Source organism: Tenuibacillus multivorans (assembly GCF_900103915.1).
Taxonomy (GTDB): domain Bacteria; phylum Bacillota; class Bacilli; order Bacillales; family Alkalibacillaceae; genus Tenuibacillus; species Tenuibacillus multivorans.
This window is the reverse complement of record NZ_FNIG01000003.1, coordinates 96,126-118,348: the sequence shown is the minus strand read 5'-3', so window position 1 is coordinate 118,348 and position 22,223 is coordinate 96,126. Positions and strand designations below refer to the sequence as shown.

The following is a 22,223-nucleotide window of genomic DNA, read 5'->3' as shown; positions in this document are numbered from 1 at the left end:
TATGGCAGAAACCAATAAAACGATTGACTTACACACCGAAGATCATTCAGATACGCTAAATTTATTTGGTACAAATGATCGCAACATCAAACAAATTGAACAATTCATTCCTGTTAAAATATTAACACGTGGTGGACAGATCAAAATTACTGGCGAAGAGTCGGATGTTGAAGCTGTTCACTCGCTACTTGAGTCAGTGTTAAAAGTTATAAAAAAAGGTATTACAATTACCGAACGCGATGTGATTTACGGTTTAGAGTTAGCCAAAGAAGGAAAAATTGAACAGTTTGAAACTCTTTTTGAGGATGAAATTACAAAAAACCAACAGGGTAAACCGATTCGAGTTAAAACCCTAGGTCAACGCGATTACGTTGCATCGATGAAAGCAAATGATTTAGTGTTCGGCATTGGTCCTGCTGGCACTGGTAAAACATATTTAGCCGTTGTCATGGCTGCCAAGTCTCTTCGTAACGGTGAGGTTAAACGATTAGTCCTTACACGGCCAGCAGTTGAAGCAGGTGAAAGTCTAGGTTTTTTACCTGGCGATTTAAAAGAGAAGGTCGATCCATATTTACGACCACTGTATGATGCCTTACACGATGTGATTGGTGCGGAACACACGGTTCGTTTAATGGAAAGAGGCACGATTGAAATCGCACCACTTGCCTATATGCGTGGTCGAACACTAGATGATGCGTTTGTTATATTAGATGAAGCACAAAACACAACCCCCGAACAAATGAAGATGTTTATTACTCGATTAGGTTTCGGCTCTCAAATGGTCATAACGGGTGATATTACCCAAATTGACTTGCCTAAAGGGGTTACGTCAGGTTTGAAGGTAGCAGCAGAACGTTTAAGTGATATTAAAGGCATCTCATTTAATTATTTAAAAGGGACTGACGTAGTCAGACACCCATTGGTCACTAAAGTTATTGAAGCATACGAAAAATAACGGTTTGAGTTGGTGTTTTTAAATGAATGTGGTGAAGGAAAAATATTCAGTTCCGATTTATAATGTTAAGCAGGTTAATATTCAATCGATAATGGCATCATTGGTCACACCAACTATGTTTATCAGTTTGGTACTAGTTCGCTTTTTCCAACAACAAATGTCATTTAATCAGCTACTATTAATGTTTTGCTTATTTCTTTTATCTTGTATTTTAACCAATATCGAAATTATCCGACATCCCAATTGGACCTCGCAAATGACAATTACATTTTCATTTCTCGGTTCATCGATGCTGTTATTAATTTACGCTCTACAAAGCCTTAGCCCTGGTATCGCCACGATTTTTTATGTGACGCCTATTGCGGCATTTTCGATGCTGATTAAGCATTTTATTAGTGAACGCTTCGCCATGATGTGTTCCGTTTTGATGGCCATATATGGCAGTTTTTTATTTAGTTTTCATGAAGTTAATATTTATTCAATTTTTTTATACTTATTACTTTCTCAGTGGTTTGCTATTTTTCTTTATCAATCTATAAAAGACCGTAAAACGTTATTAAAAACGTCCATGTCATTACTTTCAATCCATTTCTTACTCGTCTTTGTTTTTGAATTAAATCATTTGAACATGCTTACGACATCAGACATTTTGTTTTCGTTACTTTTTTCGCTCTTATCCGTTTTATTTGCATCTATTTTATTTTTAGGTATTTTACCGATTTTTGAGGCTGGATTTAATATGTTAACTGAATCAAAGCTGCTAGCCTTATCAAACCCTAACCATGCGTTATTAAGAAAAATGCTAGTAGAGGCTCCCGGTACATATCATCACAGTGTTATGGTTGCGAATTTAAGTGAGTCAGCCTGTGAAGCAATTGGAGCGAATGGTTTATTAGCGCGTGTAGCGGCCTATTATCATGATGTCGGTAAAGCGATTAAACCGCATATGTTTATAGAAAACCAACATAAAAAGAATCCACATGATTCCTTACCACCTGAGGATAGTGCACGGATTATTTTACAGCATCCTTATGATAGTGCAAGGTTACTAAAAGAACATAAATTACCAAAGGAAATAATTGATATTGCTGAACAGCATCATGGAACAACACTGTTAAAATATTTTTATTATAAAGCAAAGGAACGTCAACCAGGCGTTGATGAGGTAAAATACCGATATAGAGGGCCCATACCACAAAGTAAAGAAGCGGCAGTGATCAATATTTGTGATTCTGTTGAAGCGGCTGTTCGTTCTAAGAGTAACCCGACAAATGAGGAGATTTTAAAAATTGTTCGATCGATTATTTATGATCGACTTATGGATGGTCAATTAAATGACAGTCATTTAACATTAAACGACATACTTGTGATTGAAAAGGATATATGTGATATGTTGAATGGAATTTTTCACTCTAGAATAGAGTACCCTAATGATATCTTGGTTCAACAGGCATCAAGGAGGTAAATGAATTGATCATTGATATAACGGATGAAACAAATCAGACGACTGATGAACAATCTGAATTACTAAAACAATTATTGGATTATGCTGGGCGGATGGAAATGGTTAATGAAGCGGCTGAACTTTCTGTCACATTGGTTCAAAATGAGACAATTCAAGAAATAAATCGTGATTACCGCGGAAAGGACAAGCCGACGGATGTAATATCATTTGCGTTAGAAGAGCAGGGTGAAAATGAATTAGATATTGTTGGGGAAGACTTACCCGAGCACTTAGGTGATATCATCGTCTCGGTTGAACAAGCCCAAGACCAGGCTGAAGAGTATGGTCATTCTTTTAACAGGGAATTAGGTTTTTTAGTCGTGCACGGCTTTTTGCACCTATTAGGTTATGATCATCAAACCGTTGAGGAAGAAAAGGAGATGTTCGAGCGTCAGGAACACATTTTACAAGAATTTGGATTGAAAAGAAATGAGATTCGATAAAATTGGTTTAAGACATGCTGTGAATGGCCTATTTACAGCATTACGCATCGATCGGAACGTGAGAACGCACTTTGTTTTTATGATTATTGTTTTAAGTTCGGGGATATTATTTAAAGTAACGCTTATAGAATGGCTGTTTTTATTGACGGCAATAGCTTTAGTCATCATTACTGAGTTAATCAATACCGCTATAGAGATTATATCGGATCAAATGTATCCCGATTACAATGCGTATGCCAAACAAATTAAAGATATTAGTGCTGCGGCAGTTCTAGTCGCAGCTATATTTGCCATCATTGTTGGGTTTATTATATTTGTTCCAAGGATAATTAGTATTTTTTAAGAAAAGAGTATTCGGGGATAACGGATACTCTTTTGTCTTTTAATTAAATCTTTTGTCGAACGTATGAAAAAACCTATGCTTTATAGTAAAATAAGATACAAACAAAAATAGGAGAATGAATATGCAAGACAACTTTAGATCAGGTTTTATTGCAATTATTGGACGACCAAATGTAGGGAAATCAACGTTTATGAACCGTGTATTAGGCCAAAAAATAGCTATTATGAGCGATAAGGCTCAAACGACTCGTAATAAAATACAAGGTGTTTATACAAAAGATACAGCACAATTTATCTTTATTGATACACCAGGTATTCATAAACCGAAACACAGACTTGGAGATTTTATGGTTCAATCATCGATTAATGCATTGAACGAGGTTGATTTAGTCATTTTCATGATAAACGCCAAGGAAGGTATGGGAAAAGGTGATCAATTTATCATGGAGAAGTTGAAAAGCGTTAATCAACCAATTTTTTTAGTGATGAATAAAATTGATGAGATCCATCCTGATGAATTATTGCCGTTAATTGATCAGTATAAAGATGAACTAAATTTTGAAGAAATCATTCCAATTTCAGCTTTAAATGGCAACAATGTTAATCATTTAATGGACGTAATGGAACACCATTTACCTGAAGGGCCACAATTTTACCCGGAGGATCACATTACTGATCATCCAGAGCGTTTTATCATCAGTGAATTAATTCGTGAAAAAGTATTACACCATACAAGAGAAGAAATCCCACACTCAATTGCGGTTGTGATTGAAGGTATACAAGGTGATGAAGACTCCGGTTTGATAGATGTACAAGCAACTATTATCGTTGAACGGAATTCGCAAAAAGGGATTATCATCGGGAAACAAGGACGAATGTTGCGTCAAATTGGTATTGAGGCGCGTAAAGATATTGAAAACCTTCTGGGATCTAAAGTATATTTGGAGCTTTGGGTAAAAGTTGAAAAAGATTGGCGTAATCGGATACATCAACTACGTGAATATGGATATAACGAAGAGGATTATTAAATATAACTGGTAATTTTTTTAACTTATGAACTTAGAGAAACAGCAAAAGATATGAATATAGAAAAATGTTTTCATACTGATTGAATTCACGAGCAAGTATTATTGCAGATGTGTGTCAACAGCGTGGACATTTGTTTTATGATCAATAAATCTGAAAGGTGGAGATGATCATGATCGATTTACCTTGGAAAGTTTTTAGTAAAACTGGAAGTATTGAAGCGTATTTATTGATGAAACAAATGGAAGAAACCAACCGTAGCGCGCACCAAAAAAATAATGTGGAAGAGATGAAAACGACGTTAACCAATAATCGTCAATAAGTTAAAAAAGAAAGTTAGGGAATTTTATGATCGAAAAAGTACAGGGGATTGTGCTTCGAACTCGAGACTATGGGGAAACGAATAAAATTATTACATTATATACAAAAGAATATGGTTTAATCAGCGCTGTTGCAAGAGGCGCTAAGAAAACAAAAAGTCGAATGGCTGCTATTACGCAGCCATTTATATATGGATTATTTTTAACCCAAATAGGAAAAGGATTAGGTACCATCCATCAAGGTGATATTCTAAATAGCATGCGAGGGATTAGAGAGGATATTATTAAAACGGCCTATGCCTCTTATATGTGTGAATTGGTCGCTAAAATGGTAAATGAAAAAGAACCCAATTCGGCATTATTTGATGAGCTTAATATAAGTTTAGAAAGAATGTTAGATGACGAGCCACCTGAAGCCATTTCCATTATGTTTGAGCTTAAAATGTATCATATTGGGGGTTTTGCTCCTGTTGTACATAACTGTGTCAATGGACATGACGACAGACCAATTACAGCCTTCTCAGTTGTTGATGGGGGCGTTGTTTGTGATATGTGCCAGTCAAGTTCCGAATACACCATACCATTACCTGCCCATGCCTATAAGGTTTTACGACAAATGAGCCTAACAAGTATTAAACGTATTCGAAATATATCCATAAAGCATGATACATTAAAACTATTACGTCATATTCTTGATCAATATTATGAACGTTATGGTGGGATGACAATCAAATCCAAACGCTTTCTTGATCAAATGCATTTATTGGATCATGATTAACAGGATGACAAACTTCTGAAAATTTGTCATCCTTTATTTAATTTATGGTTAAAATAATATATAATATTTGATTGTAGTATGTCTGAATGAGAATGAGGTGAAGAAAGCAATGGAATTAACTCACCGGCAAGAACAAATTATTGAAATTGTTAAGGAAAATGGCCCCATTACGGGAGAAAATATAGCAGATAAATTAGATCTAACTCGGGCTACGCTAAGGCCGGACTTAGCCATATTAACAATGGCTGGTTTTTTAGATGCTCGCCCAAGAGTTGGCTATTTTTATACGGGAAAAACTGGGTTTGAATTATTGTCTGACCAATTGAAGAAATTAATCGTGCGTCATCACCACTCAGTTCCTGTCGTTGTCAACGATCAAGTATCAGTGTATGATGCGATTACAACGATGTTTTTAGAGGATGTCGGAACGTTATTTGTGGTCAATGATCATTCGCTTCTAGTTGGTGTTTTATCAAGAAAGGATTTACTTCGAGCGAGTATGGGAAATCAAGACTTATCAGATGTACCAGTACATATCATCATGACAAGAAACCCTAAAATAAAGGTTTGTGAAAAAGATGATTTATTACTTGATGCGGCAAATAAATTAATCGAAAATCAAATTGATGCCCTTCCCGTTGTAATTGAACGTGAAGATGGTTTAGAAGTTGTCGGACGATTGACGAAAACGAATATTACAAAAGCTTTTGTAGAATTAGTAAAGGAAGATGTTTAAAGGAGGAGGTTAAATGGATCATTCGAAATTATATGTGTTGTCTGATTCAGTTGGCGAAACCGCTGAGTTATTAGCCAAAGCCGCTTTAAGTCAGTTTTCTCATACAGATATGAAAATACAACGAATCCCATATGTAGATGATGAAGCAACAATGGTTGATGCCTTTCAATTAGCTAAGGAGAATAATGGTTTGATTGCTTTCACATTAGTTAAGCCTAATTTTAGAAAGAAAATGCTAGAGCTTTCTCAACAATATAATGTGACTGCCATTGATGTCTTAGGTCCGTTACTAAATGAACTTGAAGGTCACCTACATGAAGAACCGCGTTTGGAGCCAGGCTTAGTTCATAAATTAGATGAGGATTATTATAAACGAGTTGAGGCCATTGAATTTGCTGTAAAATATGATGATGGTCGCGATGCGAAAGGTATATTAAAAGCTGATCTCGTATTAATCGGGGTATCCCGTACCTCCAAAACACCATTGTCACAATTTTTGGCTCATAAACGATTAAAGGTAGCCAATGTCCCAATTGTTCCTGAAGTTGAGCCGCCAGAGGAATTGTTTCAAGTTCCTGCAGAAAAGTGTATAGGATTAAGTATTAGCCCTGAAAAATTAAATCATATTCGTACGGAACGATTAAAAGCTTTAGGACTTGATGGCTCAGCCAATTATGCTAAAGCGGAACGAATCAAACAAGAGATTGATTATTTTAATAAAGTGATAGAAAAAATCGGTTGTGATTTAATTGATGTGTCGAATAAGGCGGTTGAAGAAACAGCCAATGTCATCTTAAGAAAATTGAAGAAGTAATCATATAGCTGTTAGTTCTAAACTAGCAGCTTTTAATTTTTTACTAACATATTTTTCAATCAATTTTTAATATTAAGACTTAAAACAAACTGTTCGCATAATTTTCTCTAATCCGTTATAATCGATACTTGTGGAAGATGATAGAATAATAGAATGTAAAGATTTAACGATAGTTTGCCTGTCATTTTGACAAGGTATACATTTAAAAAAATGAATAATTATTATGAATTTATGACAATTTTTTGTCATACAAAATTTTATGTCGATATTTGCAGGTGTTTTGCAAAAAATATCGAATTAAATCACATGGTGATGTAGATGGTAAATAAAATTTCACAAGAAACTATTGATCAAATCACAGATAACAACAACATTGTTGATGTGATTAGTGAGTACATCAAGTTAACTAAAAGAGGACGGAACTACTTTGGTCTTTGTCCTTTTCATGGTGAGGATACGCCATCTTTTTCAGTATCACCAGAGAAACAAATATTTCATTGCTTCGGTTGTGGAAAAGGTGGTAATGTCGCCTCCTTCATGATGGAGATTGAGCAAATTTCCTTTACGGAAGCGTTGAAAAAGTTAGCTGACAAAAGTGGGGATCAGTTACCTCAAGAATGGTTATCTCAAAATCAAGATCGGCAATATTCATCTGATCAACACGATGTATTGCAGGCTTATGAATGGTCAACAAAATTATTTCACCACGTATTAAAGCATACAAAAGATGGAAAAGATGCCCTTAATTATCTAAAAAATAGAGGATTTTCCGAAGAGGCCATCGAACACTTTCAATTAGGATTTTCACCAAGAAAAGATCAATTTTTAGCTAAATTTTTGCAAGGAAAGGGCTTCAAGCCTGAAAAATTGCAGGAATACGGTTTAATAAATAGTCGAGATGGGAATACCTTTTTTGACAGATTTCAAGGAAGAGTTATATTTCCAATCCATAATCACCAAGGTAAAGTGGTGGGGTATGGCGGAAGGTCGATGGTTGATGATGAACAGCCCAAATATTTAAACAGTCCTGAATCAACCTTATTTCAAAAGGGCAAAATTCTTTATAACTTTCATCAGGCGAGAAAGCATTTTCAAAAATCGAATACGGTCGTTTTATTTGAAGGATATGCTGATGTCATAAAAGCACATCAGGCTGGTGTCTACCATGCTGTTGCAACTATGGGGACAAGCTTATCAGACACACATGTCAAAATTCTAAAACAGTACGTGGATGAAGTCATTATTTGCTTTGACGGTGATAAAGCAGGGAAAAATGCCAGTTATCGTACAGCAAATATGTTAAAAAAAGCAGGATTAAACGCACGAATAGCGAATGTACCTAATGAGATGGATCCTGATGAATACATTGAAAAGTTTGGTTCCGAACCATTTCGTAAACAAGTTATTGAATCAGCAGAGAGCTACGTTGCTTTTGCTTTACAGTATATTAAGAAAGACTATAACTTAAATGTTGATCATGACCGTGTTCAATACGTTGAGAAGTCGTTAGACATCATTGCTACAGTCAATCAAGCTGTGGAAAGAGATTTTCACTTAAAAGAGCTTGAAGAGACCTTTAATTTAGATCGTAATACACTAAATCAAGAAATTGAGATCCGCAGAAGAATAATGCGGCGCACAAAAGATAATGATATACATGTTAGGAAATCTAACGTTCATCAACCTAATTGGAATCAAAATCAAAAAATATATAGTGCATATGAAAATGCGGAAAGGCATTTAATAGCCCATATGCTTCAAGATGCGTATATATCTAATCGGGTTCAACAACGATTAGGATCTGTTTTTAACATTGAAGAACATCAAGTGTTAGTCACGTATCTATACGCATATTATGAGGAAGGGAACGAACCGAATGTCAGTCGACTTATAGAACGTTTACCCGAAGACTCTATAAAACAATTGGCTACTGAGCTTGCGGTTTTACCTATAAATGAATCGTTAAATGATCAGGAACTTGAGGATTATTTCATAGCGATCCAAAAGGAACATGAATGGAGCAAAGAAATACGTAAGTTAAAACAGATGCTGAAACAGGCAGAAAAAGAAAATGATCCACAGTCTGCAGCAAGAATTGGCATGAAAATAATTGAGTTAAAAAAGAACAGCATCAATTGACTTACAGCGACCAGTTTGGAAGGAGGGGTATAGATGGCTAATAAGCCAGTTGATCCAAAACAAGAGTTAGAAGAACAGGATCTAACGTTGGACCAAGCGAAAGAACAGCTATTAGAGGTTGGGAAAAAACGAGGCGTTCTTGTCTATGAAGAAATAGCCGATAAGCTTGGACATTTTGAATTAGATTCAGAACAAATGGATGATTTTTATGAAACTCTCGCTAATGAAGGAATTGATGTAATTGGGGAAAATGATGACGACCCCAATATGCAAAAAATTGAAAAAGAGGAAGAGTTTGATTTAAATGATTTGAGTGTACCTCCAGGGGTGAAAATTAATGACCCTGTTAGAATGTATTTAAAAGAAATCGGCCGTGTTGACCTGTTAACAGCTAATGATGAAATAGAATTAGCTGAACGAATTGAAAAAGGCGATGAGATCGCTAAACAAAAATTAGCAGAAGCAAACCTAAGGCTAGTCGTAAGTATTGCTAAGCGTTATGTTGGAAGAGGTATGCTGTTCCTTGACTTAATCCAAGAAGGTAACATGGGCTTAATTAAAGCTGTTGAAAAATTCGATTACCGTAAAGGATTTAAATTTAGTACGTATGCGACGTGGTGGATACGCCAAGCAATCACACGTGCTATCGCGGACCAAGCTAGAACAATCCGTATCCCCGTGCATATGGTTGAGACAATTAACAAATTAATTCGAGTACAACGCCAACTACTACAGGATTTTGGTCGTGAACCAACCCCAGAAGAAATTGCTGAAGAAATGGATTTAACACCGGATAAAGTTCGAGAAATACTGAAAATTGCACAAGAACCTGTTTCATTGGAGACTCCGATTGGGGAGGAAGATGATTCACATCTTGGAGACTTTATTGAGGATCAGGATGCACAATCACCTTCAGATCATGCTGCTTATGAACTTTTAAAAGAACAGCTCGAGGATGTTTTAGACACATTAACAGACCGTGAAGAGAACGTATTACGTCTACGTTTTGGTTTAGACGATGGAAGAACAAGAACGCTTGAGGAAGTGGGTAAAGTCTTTGGCGTTACCCGCGAGCGTATTCGTCAAATTGAAGCAAAAGCTCTACGTAAATTAAGACATCCGAGCCGAAGTAAACGCCTTAAAGATTTCTTAGAATAAGTAAAGGTCTGTTGGAGTACAAAATGGGAAATGAGAGAAAAGAAATAATTCTCGACGAGATAAAATATTGGAAACAATCTAAACTCCTTCCGACAGAATACTGTGATTTCCTAATTATGTTATATACAGAGGGTGAAGGGGTTACAGAAAAGACAGAAAGCAAGCGAAAGCAACGTGGAAGTTTAAGACGAATATTAGATATAATCTTCCTGTTGCTTTTGATTCCTGTTTTTATTTATGTCATTTTATTTTATGACTTGTCAATTGATGTCAAAATGTTAATAACGCTAGGTATGCTCATTTTGACAGGAATACATTATTATGTTTATAAAAAATCCAATACCGTTTATGTACATCTTCCTATTATATTATTTTTCTTAGTATTGTTAGTGGGAACTTTTGCATTTGTTCAATCCGTTAGCGATTCTAGCCTTTTTATACAATTAACCATCTTACTTCATTGCTTTATTTGGTTAATGTTTGGTTATTGGAAACGATTATACTATTTAATTGCTTCAGGTATCATAGGCGTTATATTATTAATGGTAAGTTATATTGTTATATAAATATTCACAATTTCTCTCTTTCAGTTTAAACGGATTTCGAGTAAAATAGGTTATAGTTTGGAAATTATACGTTTGATACATATAGGCAACGAAGGAGGTCATATTGACATGAAAAAGAATCCAGTTATTCCTTTTGGATTAATTGCTGTACTAGGTATTTTAGCGATCATTATAATGGGAGGAGTTGGCGTTTCGCAGGTGCAACATGCTGAAGGTGAAGGAGAAAGTGAAGAGGCAACTATGGATCCTGCGTCGCTTGTCGAGAATAATAACTGTATATCGTGTCATGGCGGAGATTTAACAGGTACAGGTACGGCTCCTGATTTAACAAATTTACAGGATAAGTATTCAATGGATGAACTTGTTGATATCATTAATAATGGTGTTGAAGGTAGTAACCTTATGACTGGCGATTATGCTAATGCCGAAGAAGCAGAAGTTATCGCTGAATGGCTATTAAATGGCCAAGAGTAAAGTCACATAAGTCCAGGAGCAATTTAGGTTGTTTCTGGATTTTTTATTTATAAATAAGGAAGATGTTTATGAATGACTTAATATTATCGAATCGGTTGCAGCTAGTGGCAGACCAAATCCCTGACGACATACATAAATTTGCCGACATTGGTTCAGACCATGCTTACTTACCTTGCTATGTATGTAAGCAACAAGCTAGCATTCATGCAATAGCTGGTGAGGTCAATGAAGGACCTTATCAGGCAGCGGTTAACCAGGTTGAAAAATACCAGCTACTAGACCAAATTGAAGTTCGATTAGGCGATGGACTAGCTATATTACAAGAAAATGAAGTTGATTGTATTACTATCGCTGGGATGGGCGGAACCTTAATCACTCATATTTTATTAGAGGGATTAAACAAACTCGGACGTGTTAAACGATTAATCTTACAGCCCAATATTGATGCTTTTTCAATTCGACGATTTGCCGTAGATCACCAGTACCGAATTATTCATGAAGACATTATCAATGACGAGGGTTACATTTATGAAGTGCTCGTTTTAGAGCCTAGTGATGAACCCGTTCAATATTCGGAAAAGGAATTATACCTTGGCCCGATTTTACTAGGAAACAGAAATGAAGTCTTTTATGAAAAATGGGGCCATGTCTTTAACAAGAAACAAAAGATTATTAACCAAATGCAAAACGCCAAAGCGGTTGACGACGATAAGCTTAATTACTTTATTAAACAAACGCAATGGATTGAGGAGGCGATCGATTATGACTCAAACAACGGTTAAAGATGTCATTCGAGTACTTGAGGATTTTGCACCACCTGAATTAGCCTTTGAAGGGGATAGAATTGGCTTACATGTTGGTAGTATGAATGCAAAGGTTAACAAGGTGATGATTGCTTTAGACGTTTTAGAAGAGGTTGTGGATGAAGCAATCAAGAAAAACGTTAATCTTATTATCGCTCATCACCCATTAATTTTTAAACCCTTAAAATCAATTGATTTGAATAGTGATAAAGGTCGAATTATTCAGAAACTCCTACAACATCAAATCTCTGTTTATGCAGCGCATACTAACCTTGATATCACATCTGGTGGTGTCAACGATATGCTCATGAACCAATTGGGGATTGAGCTTACAGATGTTTTAGTGGAAACCGGTGAAGAGAAACTATACAAACTCGTCGTATTTACCCCAGAAACACATGAGAATGAATTAAGGGATGCGTTGTCTGAAGCTGGCGCTGGTCATATTGGCGATTATAGTCATTGCACGTTTATGACACCTGGAACAGGTACGTTTAAACCACTCATTGGAACGAATCCATATATTGGATCTCAGGGAGAGTTAGAAAGAGTATCAGAGGTTCGGATGGAAACCATTGCACCAGAGCATTTATTAAAACGTGTCATTCATGCAGCGGAAGAAGCACACCCTTATGAAGAAATGGCTTATGATGTTTATCCGGAGAATATCACCGGTTCTAAACACGGATTAGGTCGAATTGGTGAATTAGAAAATAAGATTACATTAAAAGAATTGTGTCAGCATGTAAAACAGTCATTTAATGTTCCATTTGTACGAGCAGTCGGAGATCCAAACAAAAAAGTAAAAAAAGTTGCGATCATCGGTGGTGACGGAAATAAATTCATCAACCAAGCTAAAATTAAAGGTGCTGATGTGCTGATTACAGGGGATGTTTATTATCACACCGCTCATGATGCTTTAGGGATAGGTCTACCTATGATTGACCCAGGTCATCATATCGAAAAAGTTATGAAAACAGAATTAGCTAAAATATTGCAAGAAAAGACAACATCACTTGATGTCGATATCGTCTCGTCAGAAACTGTAACAGAGCCTTTTCAAGTATTTTAAAAACCAGAATTGATGTTCTGGTTTATTTTTTTAAGTACTTATGTGGACAAATAAACTTACACGTTAGCCACGTCCAGCGACGCACAGGACGTGGCGTTTGCCATTGACCGCAAACACCCAGCGACTAGTGAGACTTCCCTCAGCTCCGTACGATAAGTCAACATCGACTCGTAGCCTCGTCGTGTTCCTTTATCTCCTGCGGATCAGTCCAGTCCATACGTCGCTAAACGGGCGCTTGCGCTTTTGTTTATATTTTGAAAATTTTTACTTATCGATGTCTTGTTGACATAATACGGTCTCGTTGATAATCTTATTTAAAATAAAAGGAAAGGGGAGTTTCGGTTAATGGTTTGGGAGCAAAAGTTTCAAAAAGAAGGTCTAACGTTTGATGATGTTCTATTGATGCCAGCTCAATCTGATGTATTGCCACGTGAGGTTGATATCCAGGTTGCTTTAACAGATTCATTAAAGCTTAAAACACCTATAATCAGTGCTGGTATGGACACCGTTACTGAGGCGGATATGGCTATTGCGATGGCACGACAAGGTGGACTAGGTGTCATTCATAAAAACATGTCCATCGAAGAACAAGCTGATCAAGTGGATAAAGTAAAGCGCTCAATCAGAGGGGTTATAACAAATCCATTTTTCTTAACACCGGAACATCAGGTTTTTGATGCTGAGCACTTAATGGGAAAATATCGTATATCAGGTGTTCCAATTGTTAACAATGAAGTGGACCAAGAACTCATTGGTATTATTACTAATCGTGATTTACGCTTCATAGAGGAATATTCTTCTAGAATTTCGGAAGTTATGACAAAGAAAGACCTAGTGACAGCACCTGTTAATACATCTTTAGAAGAGGCTGAACGTATTTTACAACAGCATAAAATCGAAAAGCTTCCTTTAGTTGATGATGACAATAGGTTAAAAGGACTCATAACGATCAAAGATATTGAGAAGGTTATTGAATTTCCAAATACGGCAGTTGACGCAAAAGGACGTCTATTAGTTGCTGCTGCAATTGGTGTCACTGCAGATGTGATGCTAAGAGCGGAAAAATTAATAGATGCTGGTGTTGATGCGTTAGTTGTTGACACAGCTCACGGCCATTCTCAAGGCGTTCTTGACACGATTAAACGTTTAAAAGAGGCTTATCCTAGTGTTGATTTGATTGCCGGGAATGTTGCGACTCCTAAAGCGACGCGTGCCTTAATTGACGCTGGCGCAGATGTCATTAAAGTTGGCATTGGCCCGGGATCCATTTGTACGACTCGTGTTGTTGCTGGTGTAGGGGTACCACAAATTTCAGCAGTTTATGATTGTGCTACAGAAGCGAGAAAACATGGTGTTGCGATCATTGCAGATGGTGGTATTAAATTCTCTGGCGATATTGTAAAAGCTTTAGCTGCCGGAGGACATGCGGTCATGCTTGGAAGTATGTTTGCAGGAACTTCTGAAAGTCCTGGAGAGACTGAGATTTTCCAAGGCCGACGTTATAAAGTTTATCGTGGCATGGGATCAGTTGGGGCTATGGAAAAAGGAAGTAAGGACCGCTATTTTCAAGAAGATAACAAAAAGTTTGTTCCAGAAGGTATTGAAGGTCGAGTCCCTTATAAAGGCCCATTAGCTGAAACGATATATCAATTAACAGGAGGACTAAGATCTGGCATGGGATATTGTGGCGCCGAAAACTTAGAAAAGTTACGCGAAGATGCCCAATTCGTTAAAATTACCAATGCAGGTCTAAAAGAAAGTCATCCACATGATATTCAAGTAACAAAAGAAGCTCCTAATTATTCATTATAAATAATAACCGAACCCTTTTCAAAGAACGGAATACTTTCATATATACTTACCAATATGGGGTGAGAGTCTCTACCGGGTTGCCGTAAACAACCTGACTATGAAGGTTAGAATTTTAGTAACTAGAATTCTGCCTTTATAGCCAGAGGCGGAATTCTAGTTTTTTGTTTAAGGGTTCGTTGTGAGGTGAATAGAATGAACGCAATGGATGAAAAAATTATTGTATTAGATTATGGAAGCCAATATAATCAGCTGATTACAAGACGCATCCGTGAGCTAGGCGTATTTAGTGAACTGCATCCAAATGATGTGACCGCCGAGGAAATAAAAGAAATGAATCCATCCGGTATTATTTTATCAGGTGGTCCTAATAGTGTTTATAGTGACGATGCCTATACGATTGATCCAGAAGTGTATGAACTAGGAATACCTATTCTCGGTATTTGCTATGGCATGCAGTTAATGGCTTACAATCTTGGTGGTTCAGTTAAAAACGCTGGAAAAAGAGAATACGGAAAAGCAGACATTGAGGTTGAAGCATCATCATCGCTATTTACTGCTCTACCAGATCATCAGCAGGTTTGGATGAGTCATGGCGATCATGTCAACCAGGCTCCGCAAGGCTTTACAGTTGATGCTACCAATCCTTCATGTTCGATAGCGGCGTTCAGTGATGAAAAGCGTCAATTTTACGGTGTACAATTCCACCCGGAGGTTAATCATTCTGAGCATGGTCAAGAAATATTAAAGAATTTTGTCTATAATATTTGTCAATGTTCTAACCAATGGACGATGGAAAACTTTATCGACTTAGAAGTTGAGAAAATCCGAGAACAAGTTCAAGATCGTAAAGTATTATGCGCTCTAAGCGGTGGCGTAGACTCATCGGTTGTTGCTGTTTTATTGCATAAAGCTATTGGTGATCAGCTAACATGTATTTTTGTGGACCATGGATTACTCCGAAAAAATGAAGCCGATGACGTTATGAAGATGTTTCAAGATGGTTTCCACATGAATGTCATTAAGGTAGATGCTCAAGACCGATTCTTAAATAAATTAAAGGATGTTACCAATCCTGAACAAAAGCGAAAAATAATCGGAAACGAATTTATTTATGTTTTTGAAGACCAGTCATCCAAACTACAGGATATTGATTATTTAGCTCAGGGAACGTTATATACTGATATTATTGAAAGTGGAACTAAAACAGCGCAAACGATTAAATCGCATCACAATGTTGGTGGATTACCTGAGCATATGGATTTTAAATTAATCGAACCTTTAAATACTCTATTTAAAGACGAGGTAAGAAAATTAGGAGAAGAATTAGGAATTCCGAAACACATCGTTTGGCGTCAACCTTTTCCAGGTCCGGGCTTAGCTATTCGTATTTTAGGAGAAGTAACGAATGACAAGCTTGAAACTGTTCGAGAATCAGATGCTATACTACGTGAGGAAATTAAACAAGCTGGACTGGAACAGGATGTTTGGCAATACTTTACGGTGCTACCTAACATTCAAAGTGTAGGCGTGATGGGAGATAAACGCACGTATGATCACACGATTGCGATACGTGCTGTAACGTCTGTTGATGGTATGACCTCTGATTGGGCTAGAATTCCATTTGATGTTCTAGAAACTATTTCAACTCGAATCGTCAATGAGGTTAGTGGTGTCAATCGCGTCGTTTATGATATAACGAGTAAACCGCCATCAACGATTGAATGGGAATAAAAAAAGGGCTGATTAGCTTCAGCCCTTTTTGTTATGCCTGTTTCCTTTTCTTTGGTTTAACCTTTGGAAGGATTTTATTATTGGTCACAAGGCTTTCTTTACGCCATGTTGACTCATCTTTAGAATCATAATTCTCAATGAATTTAATGACTTCTTTAGTAATCGGCGTGGGTGTTGAAGCTCCTGCTGTAACAGCAACTTTTTCAACATTCTCAAGCCATTCCAAATTAATTTCTGAAACATTGGCAATACGATATGCTTCTGTTTTTGCGATTTGTTTAGAGACTTGCGCAAGTCGGTTAGAGTTATTACTCATTGGGTCTCCAACCACTAATGTTAGATCGGCATCTTTAGCCTGTTCAGCGACTGCTTCTTGTCGTACTTGAGTAGCCATACATATTTCTTGAACCATTTCGGTTTGTGGGAACAGTTCCTGAACTTTGAGCATAACATCGTAAACATCCCACTGACTCATTGTCGTTTGATTAGTAACAATTATTTTGGCATCATCTTCAAAATTAAGCTTTTTAGCATCTTCTTCAGTTGTAATTAAATGAACATGATCCGGAGCTACACCTACGGCTCCTTCTGGTTCGGGATGCCCCTTCTTACCGATATACACGACTTCATACCCTTCAGCTACCTTCTCGCGAATTAAATCGTGTGTACGTGTTACATCAGGACATGTTGCGTCTAAAACCGTTAATCCTTTATCTTCAGCAATTTTCTTGACTTCAGGTGATACGCCATGAGCCGTGAAAACAACAGTACCTTCATTAATATCTTTTAATAATTCAAGTCTACTTTTTCCTTTTTGGTCCAATGTAATTATGCCTTCATCTTCGAATGCATCAGTTACATGACTATTGTGAACGATCATACCTAAAATATGAATAGGTCTAGGTAAATTAGGATCTTTTGCCGCATTGCTTGCGATAACCATGGCGTCGACTACACCATAGCAATATCCCCTCGGAGCAATTTTAATAACTTCCATGTTAAAATGGCCTCCCCATTTATACTCTCTCTATATATTATAAAGCCTATAGCCATGATTGACAAAATGTTTATCATAGTAGCAATTCATTCAAGACTCATTTATAATGAAAAATGTTAGGCATAAAAGGAGATTGAGTCCATATGAATCATTACTTTCAATCGTATCAACTAAGTGAAGAAATGTTAAATATTATTCAACAATTACACTTTAAACAACCAACTGTGATCCAGCATCGTGTTATTCCATCAGCCCTAAGAGGTGAAAATATTATCGGTCAATCCCAGACTGGAACAGGGAAAACTCACGCTTATTTAATTCCTATGATCAATCAATTGAACTTAGAAGAACAACGAATTCAAAAAATGATTATTGCTCCAACGCGTGAGTTAGCGATGCAAATTTTTCATGAAGTAAAAAAGATGAAAGAATATGCCTCTCATGACTTTACCGCTCGACTCGTTATTGGAGGTACAGATAAAGAAAGAGAATTACAACGGTTTAATCAACAGCCGCATGTTGTCGTCGGAACGCCAGGACGTATTTTAGATTTTATTAATGAAGAAGCCATCCAACCTTCTTCTGTTACAAGCGTTGTGATCGATGAGGCTGATTTATTGATTGACCTTGGATTGATTGCAGAGGTTGACCAGATTCTTTACCGTATGTATGAGGACGTTCAAACATTAGTTTTTTCTGCAACTATTCCGAAAAAATTACAGCCATTCCTTAAAAAGTACTTGGTTAACCCGAATCATATTGTGATTGATGATCAATCAAATCCTATAAATTTGGAACATCGATTAGTACCGCGTAGACATCGAGAACTAGCGGATCTCATTGTAGAAACATCAAAATTAATTCATCCTTATATTGCCTTAATATTTGTTAATAAAAAAGAGCACGCAGATGAATTAAGAGAGGAACTGTTGAAGAAGGGTTTAGAAGCAGGTGTCATTCATGGTGGTTTAAAGCCAAGGGAACGTAAACGGATGCTAAACGATTTACGTGCTTTAAAATATCAATATATTGTTGCCACTGATTTGGCCTCACGTGGGATTGATATTCCAGGTGTGAGTCATATATTTAACGCAGAGTTTCCGATCGATGTTGAGACTTATACGCACCGGGTTGGAAGAACAGCCCGTGCTGGTAATAAAGGAACAGCAGTCAGCTTTTATGAGGAAAAGGACATGCCGTTAATTGAGAAGCTCGAACTGACAGGTATTGAATTCCAAAATTACGATGTCAAAAGGGGCGAGTGGGCTCCTGTTAAGGAATGGAATAACCGACGGAAACGTCAAGCACAAGAAAATGAATTAGAAAAAGAGGCTTGGAAAAAGGTAAGAAAGCCTAAAAAGGTGAAGCCGGGTTACAAAAAGAAAATGAAACAAGAAAAAGAACAAATTAAAAAACAACTTAAGAAGGACAAATTCAAACGAAAGTACAAAAAGGGGAGAAAATCATAATGACATTAAAGATTGGTTCACATGTCTCGATGAGTGGGAAGAAAATGCTGTTGGCGTCTAGCGAGGAAGCTGTTTCATATGGAGCAAATACGTTTATGATTTATACAGGCGCTCCGCAAAATACGAGAAGAAAAGCGACTGAGGAGTTGAATATTGAAGAAGGCCAGGAACATATGAAAGAAAATGGGATTGATGAGTTCATCGTTCATGCACCATATATTATCAATATTGGGAATACACAAAAACCAGCGACCTTTGAACTCGGTGTAAACTTTTTACAATCAGAAATAGAGCGAACTGAAGCGTTGGGTGCAAAACAGATCGTTTTACACCCTGGGTCACATGTTGGGGCAGGTGCTGAAAAAGGCATTCCAAAAATTATTGAGGGATTAAATGAAATTTTACAAAAGGACCAAAATGTTCAAATTGCTTTAGAAACAATGGCAGGTAAAGGTTCGGAATGTGGCCGTACCTTTGATGAAATTGCGGCGATTATCGATGGCGTAAAATATAATGAACATTTATCAGTTTGTTTCGATACCTGTCACGTACATGACGCAGGCTACGACATTGTAAATGATCTGGACGGTGTTTTAAAAGAGTTTGATGATATTATTGGATTAGGTCGCTTAAAAGTCATCCATATTAATGACAGTAAAAATGAACGCGGAGCTCATAAAGACCGACATCAAAACATTGGATTTGGACATATTGGCTTTGATGCAATTCACCGTGTTGTCCATCACCCTGACTTAATGCACTTACCAAAAATACTTGAAACACCGTATGTCGGTGAGGATAAAAAGAATAAAAAACCGCCATATAAATTCGAAATTGACATGTTAAAAGGTGGCGAATTTGTTCCTGAATTAAAAGAACAAATTATGGAACAATAATATGGGATTACAGTAAGTGGTCTAAATTGTATTGCTTGGCTAGTTGTTTGAGCAATTGATCTGCTTGTTGAGCTTCTTTTTGTCCAATTGTTTTTTCAACGTATTTAAACGTTAAGGATCGATCGCGCTCTGAGAATGGGTCGATCGATTCTTTTTTTATAAAAGCTAATAAACGTTCAGCCTGCCCGCGAGATATTTGGACTCCATATTTACGGCCATACTGCACAACTTCTTCTGGTGATGATGAATACAAACGACTCCGAATAAGTTGTTTTAACATAAATGTACTCCTCTCATTGACATTCACCGATAAGTATATGCCCCGACATAGAAAATGTGCCCCCTTTTCCATAAATTACTCTCGTAAAATAAGAAATTCCTCACACAATAAGAGTATCACGGTGGAAAGTGAGGTAAGTGCAATGACAGATCAAGAAAACAACTCCCCTAACAGCTATAACGATGATCAAGATTATTTTAATCAACAAAATAACCAAAAAGTATATACAAACTTTAATGAATATGATGCAAGAGACACGGGTGATGATACAGAATTTGCAAGTGAGACAGCAACGTTAAACCCTAATGAGTTAGACCGTGATAAACTAAAGAAAGAAGAAAAAGAAGCCCATTATGAACAGCATGTTGACGCTGGTTGGGGTTGGATAGCTTTAGTCGTGTCACTGTTATCCTTTTTTGTATGGACCTTATTATTTGCGGTGGTTGGTGCAGTGATCGGGATCTATGCTAAAAGACGTGGCGCCGATACGTTAGGTAACATTGCAATCGGTTTAGCCATTTTAGCAGTGGCAGTTAGATTATTCGTCTTCCCGATTATGTAGAAAAAATCCCTTATTGTCAGTTGGCAATAAGGGATTTTATAATTTAAGCGTTTTGTTTTTCTTCTTCCTGTTTTTTATAATGTTCTTCCGCTAACTTGTCGACTTCTTTTTTCAGTTCATCAACCATAATTTCCTCAGGTACTTTACGAATGATTTCCCCATGTCGGAATAATAAACCTTCACCTCTAGCTCCAGCGATTCCAATATCGGCTTCACGTGCCTCACCAGGACCGTTTACGGCACAACCAAGGACCGCAACTTTAATAGGAGCTTTAATTTTCTGGATATACTCTTCTACTTCATTTGCAATACTAATTAAGTCGATTTCGATACGTCCACAAGTAGGACATGAAATTAGTGTAGCAGCATTTGAAGCAAGACCGAATGATTTAAGCAATTCCTTTGCAACTTTAACCTCTTCAACGGGATCAGCACTTAAAGAAATGCGAAGTGTGCTTCCAATTCCTTTACTTAAAATAGCGCCTAACCCAGCTGCACTTTTAACCGTACCGGCAAATAATGTTCCTGATTCGGTAATACCTAAGTGAATCGGGTATGATATGACTTCCGCAGCTTTTTCATAAGCTTCGATGGCTAACTTAACATCAGAGGCTTTTAATGAGACAACAATGTCATGAAAGTCAAGATCCTCTAAAATTTTAATATGACTAAGTGCACTTTCAACCATTGCATCAGCTGTTGGATAGCCATATTTCTCAATTAAATGCCTTTCTAATGAACCTGCGTTAACGCCAATTCGGATTGGGATTCCTTTTTCTTTTGCTGCATTAACAACAGCTTCGACACGTTCGCGTTTACCAATGTTACCTGGGTTAATACGAATTTTATCGGCTCCACCTTCAATTGCTTTTAAGGCATAGCGGTAATTAAAGTGTATATCAACCACGAGTGGGATATTTATTCGTTTTTTGATTTCAGGAATAGCATCGGCAGCACGATCGTCCGGACAAGCTACACGTACAATTTGACATCCGGCTTCTTCCAAACGGTGTATTTCATTAACAGTTGCTTCCACATCATGTGTTTTTGTTGTAGTCATGGATTGAATAATAACTTCATCTTTTCCTCCAACAACAACGTTACCAACACGAACAGGTCTCGTATCTTTGCGGTGAATAATCGTAGACATGCTACAACTCCCCTTTTGTCTATATAAAATACTAAAATTTAATTCTAACTTAGATAATAACATAAAATTAAATAATTATGCTATTAGAACAACTGTTATAATAATAAATATGCCGTAATATTTCAAAAAGAAGTTTATGTCATTGTTTTTAACATTTTAAAGTTATTAGGTTAAATTATAAGAAATACTAAAGCTT

The 22,223-nt window shown here is 36.8% G+C and carries 23 protein-coding genes and 1 riboswitch; of the genes, 20 read left to right on the top strand and 3 right to left on the bottom strand.

The features are described from left to right. Position 1: 1 nt before the first annotated feature. From BLP77_RS05525 to guaA, 17 genes are all read left to right on the top strand, one after another. Entirely contained in the window at positions 2–955 is a 954-nt protein-coding gene (locus BLP77_RS05525; RefSeq protein ID WP_093856123.1) for a PhoH family protein, read from the top strand. A 22-nt stretch (positions 956–977) separates the two neighbouring features. Beyond that, positions 978–2,420: an HD family phosphohydrolase gene (locus BLP77_RS05520; protein ID WP_093856122.1), complete on the top strand. Its 1,443-nt coding sequence runs from the start codon at positions 978–980 to the stop codon at positions 2,418–2,420. Between the two features lie 5 nt (positions 2,421–2,425). After that, positions 2,426–2,902 carry an rRNA maturation RNase YbeY gene (gene ybeY / locus BLP77_RS05515; protein ID WP_093856121.1) on the top strand — a complete coding sequence of 159 codons (477 nt, stop codon included), beginning with the start codon at positions 2,426–2,428 and terminating at the stop codon, positions 2,900–2,902. After that, entirely contained in the window at positions 2,889–3,245 is a 357-nt protein-coding gene (locus BLP77_RS05510) for a diacylglycerol kinase family protein (RefSeq protein WP_093856120.1), read from the top strand. The genes ybeY and BLP77_RS05510 overlap by 14 nt, the downstream gene beginning before the upstream one ends. Positions 3,246–3,366: 121 nt before the next feature. Next, on the top strand, positions 3,367–4,272 hold the full coding sequence (gene era, locus BLP77_RS05505) for a GTPase Era (RefSeq protein ID WP_093856119.1): 906 nt from the start codon (positions 3,367–3,369) through the stop codon (positions 4,270–4,272). Between the two features lie 170 nt (positions 4,273–4,442). Then, positions 4,443–4,592: a YqzL family protein gene (locus BLP77_RS05500; protein WP_143001402.1), complete on the top strand. Its 150-nt coding sequence runs from the start codon at positions 4,443–4,445 to the stop codon at positions 4,590–4,592. 26 nt (positions 4,593–4,618) lie between these two features. Further along, the gene (gene recO / locus BLP77_RS05495) at positions 4,619–5,368 is read left to right on the top strand and encodes a DNA repair protein RecO (RefSeq protein ID WP_093856117.1); all 750 of its coding nucleotides are present in this window, start codon (positions 4,619–4,621) and stop codon (positions 5,366–5,368) included. A gap of 109 nt (positions 5,369–5,477) precedes the next feature. Beyond that, entirely contained in the window at positions 5,478–6,104 is a 627-nt protein-coding gene (gene ccpN / locus BLP77_RS05490; protein ID WP_093856116.1) for a transcriptional regulator CcpN, read from the top strand. Between the two features lie 13 nt (positions 6,105–6,117). Then, positions 6,118–6,918: a pyruvate, water dikinase regulatory protein gene (locus tag BLP77_RS05485; protein WP_093856115.1), complete on the top strand. Its 801-nt coding sequence runs from the start codon at positions 6,118–6,120 to the stop codon at positions 6,916–6,918. A 318-nt stretch (positions 6,919–7,236) separates the two neighbouring features. Continuing rightward, a complete protein-coding gene (gene dnaG, locus BLP77_RS05480; protein ID WP_093856114.1) occupies positions 7,237–9,057 on the top strand; it encodes a DNA primase in 1,821 nt (606 codons plus the stop codon). Between the two features lie 33 nt (positions 9,058–9,090). Then, on the top strand, positions 9,091–10,215 hold the full coding sequence (rpoD, locus tag BLP77_RS05475) for an RNA polymerase sigma factor RpoD (protein ID WP_093856113.1): 1,125 nt from the start codon (positions 9,091–9,093) through the stop codon (positions 10,213–10,215). A 23-nt stretch (positions 10,216–10,238) separates the two neighbouring features. Next, complete coding sequence (locus BLP77_RS05470; protein ID WP_093856112.1) at positions 10,239–10,781, top strand: hypothetical protein; 543 nt, start codon at positions 10,239–10,241, stop codon at positions 10,779–10,781. Positions 10,782–10,889: 108 nt separating this feature from the next. After that, a complete protein-coding gene (locus tag BLP77_RS05465; protein WP_093856111.1) occupies positions 10,890–11,255 on the top strand; it encodes a c-type cytochrome in 366 nt (121 codons plus the stop codon). 68 nt (positions 11,256–11,323) lie between these two features. Beyond that, positions 11,324–12,037: a tRNA (adenine(22)-N(1))-methyltransferase gene (locus BLP77_RS05460; protein WP_245686811.1), complete on the top strand. Its 714-nt coding sequence runs from the start codon at positions 11,324–11,326 to the stop codon at positions 12,035–12,037. After that, positions 12,018–13,130 (top strand): Nif3-like dinuclear metal center hexameric protein, encoded by a 1,113-nt coding sequence (locus BLP77_RS05455; RefSeq protein ID WP_093856109.1) that lies wholly within the window; start codon positions 12,018–12,020, stop codon positions 13,128–13,130. The genes BLP77_RS05460 and BLP77_RS05455 overlap by 20 nt, the downstream gene beginning before the upstream one ends. 345 nt (positions 13,131–13,475) lie before the next feature. Beyond that, positions 13,476–14,942 carry an IMP dehydrogenase gene (gene guaB, locus BLP77_RS05450; RefSeq protein WP_093856108.1) on the top strand — a complete coding sequence of 489 codons (1,467 nt, stop codon included), beginning with the start codon at positions 13,476–13,478 and terminating at the stop codon, positions 14,940–14,942. 16 nt (positions 14,943–14,958) lie between these two features. After that, positions 14,959–15,060: riboswitch (purine riboswitch) on the top strand. 74 nt (positions 15,061–15,134) lie between these two features. Beyond that, positions 15,135–16,673 (top strand): glutamine-hydrolyzing GMP synthase, encoded by a 1,539-nt coding sequence (guaA, locus tag BLP77_RS05445; RefSeq protein WP_093856107.1) that lies wholly within the window; start codon positions 15,135–15,137, stop codon positions 16,671–16,673. A 31-nt stretch (positions 16,674–16,704) separates the two neighbouring features. Here the strand turns inward: guaA and BLP77_RS05440 are convergent, their stop codons facing one another. Then, positions 16,705–17,670, bottom strand: a complete 966-nt coding sequence (locus tag BLP77_RS05440) for a 4-hydroxy-3-methylbut-2-enyl diphosphate reductase (RefSeq protein ID WP_093856106.1) — start codon at positions 17,668–17,670, stop codon at positions 16,705–16,707. A gap of 143 nt (positions 17,671–17,813) precedes the next feature. Between BLP77_RS05440 and BLP77_RS05435 the strand changes: the two genes are divergently transcribed. Further along, a complete protein-coding gene (locus BLP77_RS05435) occupies positions 17,814–19,139 on the top strand; it encodes a DEAD/DEAH box helicase (protein ID WP_093856105.1) in 1,326 nt (441 codons plus the stop codon). Next, positions 19,139–20,035 carry a deoxyribonuclease IV gene (locus BLP77_RS05430; protein WP_093856104.1) on the top strand — a complete coding sequence of 299 codons (897 nt, stop codon included), beginning with the start codon at positions 19,139–19,141 and terminating at the stop codon, positions 20,033–20,035. The genes BLP77_RS05435 and BLP77_RS05430 overlap by 1 nt, the downstream gene beginning before the upstream one ends. Positions 20,036–20,042: 7 nt before the next feature. On the opposite strand, the gene BLP77_RS05425 is transcribed toward BLP77_RS05430, so the two are convergent. Beyond that, a complete protein-coding gene (locus tag BLP77_RS05425) occupies positions 20,043–20,315 on the bottom strand; it encodes a DUF2624 family protein (protein WP_176752970.1) in 273 nt (90 codons plus the stop codon). A 142-nt stretch (positions 20,316–20,457) separates the two neighbouring features. Between BLP77_RS05425 and BLP77_RS05420 the strand changes: the two genes are divergently transcribed. After that, positions 20,458–20,877 (top strand): hypothetical protein, encoded by a 420-nt coding sequence (locus BLP77_RS05420; RefSeq protein WP_143001401.1) that lies wholly within the window; start codon positions 20,458–20,460, stop codon positions 20,875–20,877. A 43-nt stretch (positions 20,878–20,920) separates the two neighbouring features. Here BLP77_RS05420 and ispG read toward each other — a convergent pair whose 3' ends face one another. Next, positions 20,921–22,027: a flavodoxin-dependent (E)-4-hydroxy-3-methylbut-2-enyl-diphosphate synthase gene (ispG, locus tag BLP77_RS05415; RefSeq protein WP_093856101.1), complete on the bottom strand. Its 1,107-nt coding sequence runs from the start codon at positions 22,025–22,027 to the stop codon at positions 20,921–20,923. Positions 22,028–22,223: the final 196 nt, after the last annotated feature.